7 protein-coding genes and 1 riboswitch are annotated in these 14,955 nt (G+C 40.3%); all 7 genes read left to right on the top strand.

Translation table 11 applies throughout. From position 1 onward, the window contains the following. Positions 1-58 precede the first annotated feature (58 nt). The 7 genes from PQ459_08910 to PQ459_08940 all read left to right on the top strand — a co-directional run bounded on the left by PQ459_08910 (position 59) and on the right by PQ459_08940 (position 14,955). Positions 59-6,121, top strand: coding sequence for a thrombospondin type 3 repeat-containing protein (locus PQ459_08910; protein WDF48585.1), 6,063 nt, complete (start codon positions 59-61; stop codon positions 6,119-6,121). Between the two features lie 17 nt (positions 6,122-6,138). Further along, on the top strand, positions 6,139-6,672 hold the full coding sequence (locus PQ459_08915; protein WDF48586.1) for a hypothetical protein: 534 nt from the start codon (positions 6,139-6,141) through the stop codon (positions 6,670-6,672). A gap of 164 nt (positions 6,673-6,836) precedes the next feature. After that, positions 6,837-7,022, top strand: a riboswitch (cobalamin riboswitch). A 109-nt stretch (positions 7,023-7,131) separates the two neighbouring features. Then, complete coding sequence (locus PQ459_08920) at positions 7,132-9,147, top strand: TonB-dependent receptor (GenBank protein WDF48587.1); 2,016 nt, start codon at positions 7,132-7,134, stop codon at positions 9,145-9,147. Beyond that, positions 9,144-10,274: a YncE family protein gene (locus PQ459_08925; protein WDF48588.1), complete on the top strand. Its 1,131-nt coding sequence runs from the start codon at positions 9,144-9,146 to the stop codon at positions 10,272-10,274. Before PQ459_08920 ends, PQ459_08925 begins: the two co-directional genes overlap by 4 nt. Before the next feature lie 196 nt (positions 10,275-10,470). Further along, the gene (locus tag PQ459_08930; protein ID WDF48589.1) at positions 10,471-11,673 is read left to right on the top strand and encodes a cell surface protein; all 1,203 of its coding nucleotides are present in this window, start codon (positions 10,471-10,473) and stop codon (positions 11,671-11,673) included. Between the two features lie 35 nt (positions 11,674-11,708). Continuing rightward, complete coding sequence (locus tag PQ459_08935; GenBank protein WDF48590.1) at positions 11,709-13,982, top strand: DUF5074 domain-containing protein; 2,274 nt, start codon at positions 11,709-11,711, stop codon at positions 13,980-13,982. Positions 13,983-14,316: 334 nt separating this feature from the next. After that, positions 14,317-14,955: a hypothetical protein gene (locus PQ459_08940; GenBank protein ID WDF48591.1), complete on the top strand. Its 639-nt coding sequence runs from the start codon at positions 14,317-14,319 to the stop codon at positions 14,953-14,955.

Here is a 14,955-nt window from a genome sequence, read left to right on the forward strand (position 1 = left end):
AGTTATAGATTAATTCGGGGCAAATGTTTGTAATACTAATATTTATATAATAAAAACAATGACTAAACTATTACCCATTTCGATATGGCGGAAATTCCATTTTATATGTATGGCTTTTCTGCTGTCAATCAATGTCTTCGGACAGACCACCCTTGAGTTTGCTAAAGTCACGGGTGACAACAACCCAGCAGGCAATGGACCTGTTGTAAGTACAACTATTAATTTTGTTCAAAATACCACAGGCAATGTTTTTGCTCTGTACGATGCAACACCGCTGTCTGCAACAATCAGCTTTGTAGATCAGCAATATGATGCTCCTGCAGTTGCTGCGCCACCAGGAAGTATTTTGATGGGACATTCTGGGACTGCAGCTGAAGCTCTTTTCACTACAGGAAACTGGAATGGAAGTCCTGCAAACGCAAATTTTACAAGTACAAATTCTGCAAATGGTACTGGAATCAGTATTACCAATAATTATGTTCTAGGAATAAGGAATTTTACCCGAGCGATTGGAAACACGTTTAATCTGAGAACCAGAGTGTATGTTGGGCGTATGGAAGTTGTATTCAACCGTGCTACGACCAATCCAATCATTCACGTATCAGGATTGGGAGGGAACTCTGGCGGTACTATTTATTATGCTACCAATTTGGATTTGAACTTATCACAATCTACACCTAATACTGGTATCACTTTACAAAGATTGTCTGGTTCTACAACTTTTGGACTAAATGGTGGCGTTTCGATTGCCAATAATTTCAATAGTTCTTTTGATAATGCAAGTGGTTCTGTGAGAATCATTGGTACCAATATTACGAAAGTAAGTTTTGATCTTTACCTGGATGGTGCAGATTCCAATACCAATACAACTGGTTTCTGGGGTTCAGGAAATGATTCCGGGGATGCTTTTGATATTGGTTTTTCAGCAGCGGAAGCAAGCGTTGTTGCAACGAACGACGTTTTCGGTGTTGTAAGAAATGCAACCTCACCAGTTTCTTTACTGGCAAATGATACTTATAATGGTGGAGCTGCCGCATCTAACGTGACGATATCTGCACCATCTCTGCCCGCAGGATTTACACTCAATCCAAATGGAACAGTCAATATTGCAAATACGGTAGGGTACGGAACTTATAGTTTTGATTACACAATTTGTGATAATACCAATCCCGGGTTATGTAGAACAGCAAACGCCACCTTCATTGTTGATATTGACTCTGATGGCGATGGAATTGTGAATACACAGGATTTGGATGATGACAATGACGGGATTTTGGATACCGTTGAGTGTCCTCCCGTTAATAATATTACCAATGGAACCTTTGCAGGAAACATCACTGGATGGTCCACAACAGGTACAGGTTGGATCTATAGTGCTGCGAACGGGCAAACAGCGATAAATGAAAATGATAGTCCTGCAGGAGCCACAATATTTCAATCCGTTACCAATCTTAGTTATGCAGAAAACGGAATTGTTGCTCTGAACTTAAGGGTTGGTTCTCAGGATAATGCACATCTTGCAGGCACAACTTCTGCTTTAGAGATACTTTTAAACGGAACAGTCTATGCTACGCTTAGAAATGGTACACTCAGAAATACTTCCAACATCTCTATTGAGATGGCAAATGGAGCTACAAGTAATTTTACAACTTTTGGTACAACGGGAGTCAATGGTTTCACATTTTCCACACCGTTTACAATTAATATTCCTTACACAGGACCCAACACTGCTGCGCTAACCTTTAGAATGGTAAGCGGTCCGGATGATTGGGGCTTGGATGATATCTCCATCAACGCTTCATTTTGTGATACAGATGGCGATGGAATTAGGAATTCTTTAGATCTGGATTCTGATAACGATGGCTGTTCAGACGCTATTGAAGGTGCTTCCACAACTATTGGTGTGGGTAATCTTGTCAATTCTTCGATGCCAGGTGGGAACTCTGGAGCAACCAGTGGATCTTACAATCAACCTGTGATTCAGAATCTTGGTAATACGGTGAATAATACCGCAGGATCAGCCAGTTATGGTGTGCCAACTATTGCAGGTACCGGTCAGGGCATTGGACAGTCGCAAAACACAAACATAAACGATTGTTTTGATAGTGATGGTGATAATATTCCGGATTATGCAGATCTAGATGATGATAACGATGGGATTTTAGATGCAATAGAATCCCCAGGCTGTTTCTACAATATTGTCGAAGCTAATCAAATTGTTTCTGTGATATCTCCATTAAACGGAGCAGCAGGTGATCCGCAAGCTGGAACAAATATTACAACTTTGTTTAATACGAATACTAACGATACCAATCCGTTTAATTTTGTTGCGGGTCAGGCACTTGTTAGCGGTGCACCTATTTTTACGATTCAGTATCCAACGCCAGTTGCTTTAGCTACTATGACAGTATCACAAAGTATAAATGGAATAAGCACAACAGCTTTTGGAAGATTATTTGGATCAACGGATGGTGTTAATTACACGTTGTTGACGACTGCAACTAATGCTGTAAGTCTTTCTCCTGCAACTGTTACTTTTAACAACACTTCTACCACGCCTTATCTGTATTATCAAATTAGGTACACTGGAACCAATGCAACAAACACAACTTCTGGGACAACGGGTACTGCTGCTATTCAGGAAATAGCTTCTGTGATTTCTACGAATGTAGTTTACAATCCGTCTGCTAATCCAAAACCAGGCATTTGTGGTGTTGACACTGATGGCGATGGAATTCCTAATCACTTGGATTTGGACTCTGACAATGATGGTTGTGTAGATGCATTGGAAGGTACTGGCAATTTCACTGCTGCTCAGTTGACGACAGCTTCTGGAACTATTGCAACACAAACACCAAATCAGAATTTTGGAACTGCAGTTAATACAACTACAGGGATTCCAACGGTTGCAGGTGCAGGTCAAGGATTTGGCTTTTCTCAAAATGCAAATGTGAAGGTTTGTCTAGATAGTGATAATGACGGGATTGCTGACATCTACGATTTGGATGATGATAATGATGGCATTACCGACGCTGCTGAATGTGGAGGAGGTGCAATCTTCAATTATACTGGTTTCGGAATTCAGGCAACCTCTGGTACTCAATCAGATTTGTACGGCTTTACCGGAGTTGATAACACACCTGTTTTGATTGCTACTAATATTTTAAGTGGCGCAGGAGCAAATCATTTAGCTACAGATACTGCAAGAAGGAGAGTTATCTTTACAAATGGTGCTGCACAAGGAGCTATTTCGGCTTATGATTTTACAACACAAACAATTTCTACGATTAGTACTGCTACTTTTCTGTCAACTTTGGGGACTTCTTCTGGTGGTGGGGCCATGTACAATGGTGATTATTATATCTATGACGATACGGATGGTACTGCAAACGAAGGTCTGTATAGAATTACGTTCGATGCTGCGGGAACTGCGAGTAGTGTTACACGAATTGCAGAATCTGCAGTGGGTGCAGATCTTGGAGATCTTGCAATCAGTCCTTTAGGTGTAGCGTACATCATCTCATCTGGTAGTTTGTACAAGTTGGATTTGACTGCAATCTATTCAGGAGCTCCTGCACCATCGTCTTCTTGGATATTGGTAGGTACTGCTTCAAATGTAACTTCATCCCAGTTATTTTTTAGAGCAAACGGTGATTTAATAGGAAGTAACAGTGGAAGTTTGGTTAAAATCAATCCAAATACTGCAGCTAATGAAGGAACAGTAACGACACTTACAGGATTTACATGGAATGATCTTTCAGAAGGTCCTACAATTGGTTTCGTTTGTGGTACAGACACAGATGGCGATGGAATTCCTAATCATCTAGATTTAGACAGTGATAATGATGGCTGTCCAGATGCAGTTGAAGGTGGTGGACCATATATCAATTCTCAGTTAGTCACTGCGACTGGTCCTATTTCTACTCAAACAACTAATAGAAATCTTGGAAATACTGTTGGCAGCACACCGGTAACATTGGGTATTCCAACCATTGCTGGAGCAGGACAAACGATTGGTAGTTCTCAAAATGCTGCGGTTAATGATTGTTTAGATACAGATGGTGATGGTATTCCGGATCTTCAGGATTTGGATGATGATAATGATGGGATCTTAGATGCTGTAGAATCACCTGCTTGTTTCTACACAGCTGCAGAAGTGAAAAGTATGATCACCGGGATCACTTCACAATTTCCTACAACAGACAACTTCAATTTGTTATATAATGGAGTTACTGAAACTTCAACAGCTGCAGGATTTAACTTTACGACAGCAGTTACAGCAGCGACCAATGTTTCGGGAAGTAATCTATTCACAATTACATTCAATGATCCTGTAGAATTAGCTACCTTGACGCTTACGGATAATATTTCCAGTACAGCAGCAGCAAGAGCTCAGCTTTTTGGATCAAATAACAATTTAGATTTTGTTCAGTTGAGTAATACGGCTGGTGGCGTCAATATCAACACTGGCACAGGTGCAACATTCACAGTTGCTCAAAATGCAGCAAAATATAAGTATTATAAAATCCAGACAACAGTTGCAGGAGCAATTGCAACTACAGATTTTATTGGAGAGTTTAATTTTACATTACCTTCAACTTATATTCCAAGTGAATATCCAAAACCAGGTATTTGTAGTGCTGATACGGATGGCGATGGCTGTACTGATGCACTCGAAGGAGGAAATCCTATCACAGCATCTAGCTTGGTGACAGTGACTACGGGACCTCTTTCTACCCAAACGCCAAATCAAAATCTTGGAAATACGGTTGGAAATACAGCGACAACACTTGGAGTTCCAACGGTTGCAACCACCGGACAAAGCATTGGTGATTCTCAGAATTTAGGTGTCAACGATTGTCTTGACTCTGATGGGGACGGCATTCCAGATGGTCAGGATGTAGATGATGATAATGATGGGATCCTGGACACCGTAGAATGTAGCAATACAGTCGAAGATATGTATGCAAAAGCACTGCAGTTTTTGGGCAACGGAACAGGAGGTGCACTTAGAATTGTCCCTTCGGATTTTAATCTGGCATTGGGTGTTAAGAATCAAACAGTTACCAGAGATTTGAGTGCTAAATTCGGCTATCCTGCAAATTCTGGAGCTTTGATTATTACTTTACAAAATGCTTCTGTGCATCCGTCAATTGACGCCTTTTGGACGAAAGATGGTGAAGCACCTTCCATTTGGAACGTAAGCGGAAAACTAAGTGCATTCATATTAATGGCACAAAATAATGAATATTACGGGCAAGATAGTAAGACCATTCACCTTTACGATGGTTCCACGGTGATTCCTTTTAATTTAACAGGATTTGAAAATCAAGGTGCTACTGCAGATTGGAGTGTAACTGAAACAGCTTCTGTGAAAACATTAAGAAGTCTTAAACCTGAGCAAACAAGTGTTACTGCGTTTGGAAACTGGAGGTTTGCCAATATGAATTTTGGAGCCAAAAGATTCGGTTTCTCTACCACTACCAGATTTGCAAATCCTACTTATGAGGTCATTATGTATCTTGAGTGTGATTCTGATATGGATGGGATTCCAAACAGACTAGACTTGGATTCCGATGCAGATGGTTGTTCCGATGCTTTGGAAGGTGGCGCAAATATCTTATCCACACAATTGTTACAAGCCGGAGGAACTGTAAATGGAGGAAGCACAAGTGTCACTCAGAATATTTGTACAACTTGTGTGAGCACAGGTGGAGCAAACATCGGATTGCCACAGTTCACGACACTGCCAACTGGCTACAGCAATGCAACAGGACAAACGGTTGGCGATTCACAAAACGGAGCTATTGGAGGATGTTATTGTACACAACCTCCTGCTGCAGGAACAGGAGAAATCACGAGAGTAGGAATCTCAGTTCAGCAGAAACAGGCAAATTGGCCAGAGAATATCCCGAATGGTCACATCGTTCTGGAATCCAAAGAGAAAGGCCTTGTGATCACGAGAGTTGCGCACGTAAGTTTTGTACCGCAGGCTACAGATTCCATCGCTTCACCATTTGCGGGAATGTTGGTTTATGATATTCAGGATGCTTGTGTGAAACTTTTCAATGGCATCAACTGGAAATGTCTCGAGAGAAGTTGTAACACGGCTAGTAATTAATCAAAATAATTAAACAAATGAAAAACATAATATTCACAGCGGTTTTGAGCTTAATTATGACTAATGTCAACGCGCAGGTTGCAATTGGCAAAAGTACGATTACCAATGCCAGTGTTCTCCTGGAGTTTGATAATGCCACAACAAACAAAAAAGGTATTATCCTGTCTGGCGTAGAGAATGTAAATAACGCAATCACTACAGCGACTCCAGCGGTAAACAACGGCACTTTTCTTTTTGATAGAAGTGATGACCGCGTCAAAATGTATCAAAACCAGACTTGGGTCAACCTGAGCGACCCTGGCAGCGAAGCAAAAATCACCCCAAATACCTCTGATGAAATCGTCCCAAATCAGGGAACCATCATTGGTTCGGCCACGAGTGCCGCAAAAGGTGTTTTGGTCTTGGAAGCTGCCAACAAAGCAATGGTTTTGCCTTGGGTTGCGAATCCACATTTGAATGTGCTGAATCCTTATCCAGGAATGATGTGTTACGATACCACAAGCCGAAGTTTGGCTGTCTTTGACGGCACGGTTTGGAACTATTGGAAATAGGAGAGACGTATTTTTCTCTCTATATTAATAAAAAAAGGAACTGCAGATTATTCTGTGGTTCCTTTTGATTTTAATGATTTGAAGTTGTAAGTTATTGAGAATTAGTAATTAAGTTAAATTTTAACCAAACAAAAAGAGAGCGGTGCTTTATAAACCTATTTTATATATCTTTGCGCCAATCTGGTGAGCCGTAAAAAGCGCTTAATAGGGAATCCGGTGAAAATCCGGAGCAGACCCGCTGCTGTAAGCTTCACACAAAGGTTTTTGGAAATTATATCCACTGTCGCAAGATGGGAAGGATTTCAAAAATGAAGTAAGTCAGAAGACCTGCCAGAATGTTTTAATATTTGACGCTTTCGTGGAATAAAGCTTAGTCAACAATGATTTTGTGCAGCACAAACTGCGCCTTATCCTTGCTTTCTTACCTCCATTGGCGTCATCATTATTCGATTTGAGCTAATGGTGACACGATTTACTTCTCGGTTTTTCAAAACTGTTGTTGCAATATTTGTAACAGCCTCATCTTTCTGTTTTTCCCAATCCAAAAAAGATTCTGTTGAAACTGAAATTCTCAAAGTTGATGTCTACAAAAAGAATTTCAAAGAGATTTTACCGGCACAGACACTTTCCGGCGAACAGTTGGAAAGACTCAATAGCCAATCGGTTGCCGATGCGCTGAGGTATTTTTCAGGTGTTCAAATCAAAGATTACGGCGGGATTGGCGGACTCAAAACCATCAATATCCGAAGTATGGGAAGTCAGCACGTCGGCGTTTTCTATGACGGAATCCAATTGGGAAATGCGCAAAATGGTGTCGTCGATTTAGGAAGATTTTCTTTGGATGACATCGAGGAAATCTCACTTTACAACGGACAAAAATCTGAAATTTTCCAGCCTGCGAAGGATTTCGGTTCATCGGGTTCGATTTATCTTCAGCCAAAAACACCTAGTTTTAAATTTAATAAAAAAACAAATCTCGTTCTGAGACTCAAGAACAGTTCCATCGATTTGTTCAATCCTTCTATCCGATTGGAACAGAAGATTTCGGATAAGGTGTCAGCAAGTTTTAGTTCTGAGTTTCTGCAGAGTGACGGGATTTATAGATTTCGTTACCGCAAAAAATATCCAGATGGAGCCATTGCTTACGACACGATTGCGAAGCGTTTCGATTCCGATATCAAAGCCAAACGTTTCGAAACCAGCTTTCACGGAACCCTGAATAACGGAAGCTGGAACGTTCGCGGTTACGGCTATTTGTCTGACCGCGGCATTCCGGCAGCAATTGTCAACAACCGTTTTGATGGGCGTGGACAAAGGTTGGTGGACGAGAATTATTTCGTTCAGGCCAATTTCAGAAAGAAGTTGTTTCCGAAATTAGAGACGCAGTTCAAAGCCAAATTCGCTTACGATTACACGCATTACATCGATACAGTTTCATCCATCAAAATCCAGAATAAGTACATCCAGAGAGAGATTTATTTGTCTTCATCTAATATTTATAATGTAACCCAGAATTGGGATGTCAGCGCCAGTTTTGACTTTCAGTATAACAATCTGGATGCGGATTTGGTCAACTTTTCTTATCCTACGCGGTACACTTCTTTGCTCGCTTTTGCCACGACTTACCAATGGAAAAAACTAAAATTTCTTGGAAGTGTGTTGGGAACTTTTGTCCACGAAGATGTGGAAAAGAATGCCAAATCGCCAGACAAAACCGAGTGGACGCCCGCCGCTTTCCTCAGCTATCAGCCTTTTGATTCCAATGATTTTACGGTAAGAGCCTTCTACAAACGGATTTTCAGAATGCCGACTTTTAACGATTTGTATTACACGATGATTGGAAATGCTTTCCTTGAGCCGGAATTTACCAATCAGTACAATCTTGGATTTACGTACCAGAAGTCTTTTAATAATCAGTTTTTTCAAAGTTTCTATGCGAAGGTCGATGGCTATTTTAACAAAGTTGAAAACAAAATCATCGCCGCGCCAACCGGAAATATGTTCCGCTGGATGATGCTGAATCTCGGCGAAGTGGAAATTATCGGAACCGATGTCAATGTTCAAGCTGATTTGCTCGTCGGCAATGTCAAACTGAAACCATTGTTGAGTTACACGTTCCAAAGAGCCAGAGATTTTTCCGACAGAAACGAAACTTATTTTGGTGACCAAATCCCGTACACGCCGTGGCACTCCGGAACTTTTTCTCTAATGTCGGATTACGAAGATTGGAGTTTCAATTACAGTTTTATGTACGTCGGCGAGCGTTACGACGGTCAGCAGAACAACATCCAGTACAATTACATCCAGCCTTGGTACACGCACGATTTATCAATCCAAAAAAAGATGAATTGGAAAAATCACCAGTTCAAAGCCAGCTTCGAGGTCAATAATATCTTCAATCAATATTATGATGTGGTGCTGAATTACCCAATGCCAGGCCGGAATTTCAAACTCATTTTAAGCTTTACATTATGAAAAAAATAAACTTTTTTCTGCTCATTCTACTTTGCCTGATGTCCTGCCGAACAGATGAAATAATCGTTCGCCCGGAAATTGAAGAAGGTCTTGCGACGCCGGAAAATACGGCTATCAAAGGTTTTTATCTTTTGAACGAAGGCAATATGGGAAGCAACAAAGCTACCTTGGATTTCTTCGATTACACAACCGGAACTTACCACCGGAATATCTACGCGGACATCAATCCGGATGTGGTGAAGGAACTTGGAGACGTTGGGAACGACATCAAAATCTACGGCAGCAAAATGTACGCAGTCATCAATGTGTCCAACAAAATAGAAGTTCTGGATGCAAAAACGGCCAGACGAATCAAAACCATCAACCTGGAGAATTGCAGATATGTGACTTTCAAAAATGGGAAAGTTTACGCTTCGAGCTACGCCGGACCTGTCGTTCTAAATCCCAACGCACCACTCGGAAAAGTCGCTGAAATTGACACGATTTCGCTTTCCATAAAACGTGAAGTTGTGGTCGGTTATCAACCCGAAGAAATGCAAATCATCGACAACAATCTCTACGTCGCCAACTCCGGCGGTTACCGTTTCCCAAATTATGACAGAACCGTTTCAGTAGTTGATTTGAACACTTTTACCGAAATCAAAAAAATCGATGTCGCAATCAACCTTCATCACATTGCAAAGGATGACGATGGCGATTTGTACGTGAGTTCCAGAGGCGATTATTACAACGTTCCGTCCAGTTTATTTTTGGTGGATGCAGCAACGGGAGCGGTCAAAAAGGACTTCAAAATTGCGGTCAGTGAGATGACGATTGTGAACGGCAAACTCTTTTATTACGGCAACGAGTTCAACTACAACACGCACGCCTACACCAAATCTTTCGGCATCATCGATGTGAAAACGGAGCAGATCATCTCTAACAAAATCATCGACCAGGAATATGTGGACGACATCAAAACACCTTACGGAATCGCCGTGAACCCAATCACAGAAGACATTTATATGACCGATGCGCGGAATTATGTTTCCACAGGATTCGTCTATTGCTTCGACAAAAATGGAAAATTCAAATGGAAAACCGAAGGCGGCAACATCCCGGCGCACTTTGTTTTTCTTTATAAATAATAGATATGAATAAATATTATTTGGGCAGCTATTTCCGCCTTCCACTCCCAATCTTTTTTGCAGACGTTTTCAGTTTAGTTGAACCCGATGACCACGCAAAAAAGGATTTCCGTTCAAGTCGGGCTGCGGATTTCAACATAAAACCAACAGTCGACATAAAAACAAAAACACTCTGAATAATATTAAATCAATAAAAATGAAACATAAATTTATAAAATTCACATTGCTTTCATTCCTCACCATTGGAATGATTGCCTGCAAAAGTGACCGTGAAGAACAGGATGAGGTCATTGCTCCAGCAGAAGTTCTCAAAGATTCCTACACCATCGACCGCTTCAAAGTCTTGAACATCGCTCCAGACGTTTCAGGAACTTCAAAACTGACTTGGAGTGTCAATGATTCTTTGCTTTCAGAAAATTCAGCTTTGGATTTCATCAGTCCATTCGCCAAAACCTATCCTTTGACTTTGAAAGTCGAAGCGAACGGAACAACCACGACCTACACTTCAAAAATCATTGTTAATAAAGAAAGTTCTGCTTATAGCAAATACATTTCAAACGTCTTCGATTTCCGTCCAGCCGTTGGTCAATTCATTAATGAAATTCCGGAATACGTGGCTGGAAATACGACTGAAAATATGATTCAGAAAGCGAAACAATCTTTGGTCGGTTCCAACTCCTCGATGATTACGTTGGGCGGATTTGGCGGTTATGTCACTTTCGGATTCGACCATACAATCCCAAATATGAATGGCCGGGATTTTAAAATCTTAGGAAATGCTTTTTGGGGCGATTTGTCTCAAGACGAACGTGCTGGCTCTTGCGAACCTGGAATCATAATGGTCGCCTATGACAAAAATAAAAACGGAAGACCCGATGAAGCCGAGTGGTACGAGATTGCAGGAAGTGAATATTTCAAAAATACAACGGTCAAAAATTACAACATCAATTATTTCAAACCCAACGAATCCAAACCGCCAGTTCCCGGAAATGAATATTGGGAAAACGACGTAGAATATATCAAATGGACAGATAATCTGGGAAATACTGGTTATAAAACTAAAAATGTTTTCCATATCCAAAGCTATTATCCATTGTGGATTACGGATGCTTCTTATCAATTTACAGGAACCAAACTCGCCAACAATTACTACGACCAAAGTGGAACGGGAACTTATTGGGTCGGGAAATCTTACGCCTTCGGATACGCTGACAATGCGCCGAATACCGATGAAGCTTCCAACATCGATATCTCTTGGGCAGTCGACAAGAACGGCAATTATGTCAAACTTCCCGGAATCGATTTCGTGAAAGTCTATACCGGAATCAATCAGGAAGCGGGTTGGCTGGGTGAAGTTTCTACCGAAGTGGCTGGCGCTTACGATTTACATTTAAAATAATCATTAACAATAAAAATTCTTTAAATCAATTAAAAATGAAAAAGTTTTATCTTTTGACTTGGCTGTTGTTCTTTGCATTTTTTACCAATGCGCAGGTCACAGTACAAAGTGTTCCCAGAAATGACATCAAGGGAAACTCAATTAAAAAACAATCCAAAAAAGCCGATTTCAATTTCGATGACATCGTCTATTGGGTAGGAACGGGAACCAACGAAGCGGCTTTCGTGGTTCAGTGGAACGATTCTAAGAATCCAGACGCTCTAGTTTGGGGCTTCCGATGGAACGGAACGGCGACCGGCGAAGATATGCTGAAAGCGATTGCTAAAACTGACAAGCGATTTTTTACATTGCTTTATCAAGGAACACAATTCGGAAGCGCAGTCGGCGGTTTAGGTTTTGACCTGGACGGGAACGACACCAATGCGCTATATAAAAGTGGGAACACCACTTATCCACTGTATCCTGTGGATGGCATTATCAATACGACATCCTATGATTTTGATGATTATACCGCAAAAGGTGCCGATGACCATTGGGGTTCTGCTTGGTACACGGGATATTGGTCTTATTGGGTAAAAGACCCGACGGATTCAGATTTCGGATATTCAGGTTTAGGAGCGAGCAGTAGACAATTGGTGAACGGTTCTTGGGATGTCTGGAATTTCAATCCGAATATGGAAAGCTACGACATCTCTTCCACTTTGACGCCGGTTTCAGCTTATTCTGCGCAGGCAGATTTTACCAAAGGTTACTTTATGGTGAATGAAGAATGGTTCGGTCACACCAACGGTTCCGTGAATTTCGTAGGAGAAAATGACCAAATCTATTACAGAGTTTACAGCGAAAAGAATAACAATCAGGCTTTCGGTGCGACGACTCAGTTTGGAACAATCTATGGAGACAAATTCTATTTCATCTCAAAACAAGCAGCAGATGGCGGTGATACACAATATACGCCAGGCGGAAGATTGGTAATCGCGAATGCCACCACAATGGAAAAAATTGCAAGTTTCGATAACATCGGTGGAGGAGACGGCCGTTCTTTCGTAGGTGTGACGGACAAATTAGGTTACATTGGAGCATCCAACGGAATCTACACTTTTGACATCGAAAATCTACAAGTTGGCACTTTGATCACGGGAACTGGCGGTGGAAGTCAGTACGCAGGACAGATTGGAAATATGGTCAGAACCTCGCAATATGTTTATGCAGTGAAGCAATCTGCGGGAATCTTGATCATCGACCCAAAAACAAATACTGTGATCAAGACCATTTCTGGCGCTTATCATTCGGTTGTTCAGGCAAAGGATGGAAGTGTTTGGGCCATTCAAAATCAAAAATTGATCAACATCGACCCAAAAACTTTCGCAACTACGGAATTTGCACTTTCCACATCGACCCAATATCTCGGTTCTTGGGGCGCTTGGAACGCGGGAAGTTTTACTTACAGCAGTCAACAGAATGCATTGTATTGGATGAACTCGGTGAATGCATTCACGTCAGGTGCGAAAATCATCAAATTTGATGTGACGTCAAAAACGCTTGTTGATAATTTCATCACAATCCCAGGACAGGAAGGCACTTACAAGCAAATCCCTTACGGTGCAGCTTTGAGAGTAGATCCTGTTTCTGACAGATTGATTTTGAACACAACAGAAAGCGGTTACGGCGCGCATTACCAAAAAAATTGGATCCATACCTATGACAACACTGGAGCTTTGCTAAATACAAAGATCTTAAATGATTATTATTGGTTCCCAGCTGTCACGGTATTCCCAGACAATACTTTGCCAGTCGTGGCTTCTAGTTTCCCAACAGAAACGACTTTGAGTGGTGTGACGAAGATCGATCTGAAAACGGTTGTTTCCGATGCGGATAATTTGTCTTCAGCTATTGTAAAATCTATTAAATCAAATAGCAATTCTACAGCGATCTCAGCTGAGGTGAATGCGGATGATGAGTTGGTTTTGACACCTCAGAGTGCAGGAACGGCAAATCTGGTCATCAGTTTTAATTCCAATGGAAAAGTGGTGGAGAAAACTTTGACCGTGATCTCGTCTTCTTTGGCTGCCACAGCGGATGTTAAGAAATTGGAATTGAGCATCTATCCAAATCCGACAACAGAAATTTTGAATGTTAAAACATCGGATAAAGTTCTTGAAGTTTTCATCTTCGATAGTTCCGGGAAAGTTGTGAATTCTAAAATCGTAAACGGACAGATGAATGTATCTCAACTTCAAAAAGGAGATTATATCCTAAAAGTGGTTACAGAAAAAGCAGTTTACCAAGAGAAATTTATCAAGAAATAATCCCTTTCAAATATCAATTATCAAAACCTCCAAATTACTTTTGGAGGTTTTTTTGATGAAAAATCATTCTTTGATTCTCTTTGAAGCATTTATTTTTTTGTATAAATAATAATTTAATATTTAATAATTCGTAAAAATAAAATGATTCTACGCTTTTGTGCCGCTGTCAAAAATTATCTTTTGTTAATTCTGTGTTTAATTTTAATTAATTCATTATTAATTAGTTAATGTAGTAGGGTACCCGTTGGGGCTGGTGTTTTTTTTATTGTGACATTCTTATTTGTTCCTTTGCCAACCTGATCAAGAGATATTCTTTTTTTCAGAAATCGCAATGATGGCAAGAACACAAATTTTGAAAGACATTAGACCAAACATTTTTCTGTGTGTTAGAAAAGTGTTTGGGATTTTGTTTTTATTATTCATTCATTTTATCTCTGCAAATATTACCAATTTCAATAGTACAGATTTAGCTGAAGAAGAGAAATCCACGGTTGATTTAGATTCTATTATCACCAATCAGCCAGATAGTATTTCGTCAGTTAGCAATATTTATATTTCGTCTGGAACTACAATTGTTGATTTGGATGATATAGTTGAAGGAAAAATTGTAATGGTTGAACCTTTGGAATCTGATGTTAAAAACGCATCTGTCGTAGAAAATAAGATGCCTGAAAAAGTTGTAAAGCCAGTTGCTAAAGATAATTTTGTCAATATAGATTCTGAGGAAGTAGCTGAACAATATTCTCCATCTTCACAGACTAATTTTTACTATTCCATAAGCGAATCATTTACAAAAGCTGTTGTACCCACGCAGCTTTCATATACGAATGTATTTGTAAGGCCTGTCAATATATTTGATTATCAAATCAATATAAATTTAATTGAGATTAAAAGTTACGGATTCCATTCTCAAAATCTCATCTCTCAATACCAGAATTTACTTTCTGGAAGAGCACCTCCGATTTTAGCTTAA

It is taken from the genome of Chryseobacterium sp. KACC 21268, from assembly GCA_028736075.1.
Lineage (GTDB): Bacteria > Bacteroidota > Bacteroidia > Flavobacteriales > Weeksellaceae > Epilithonimonas.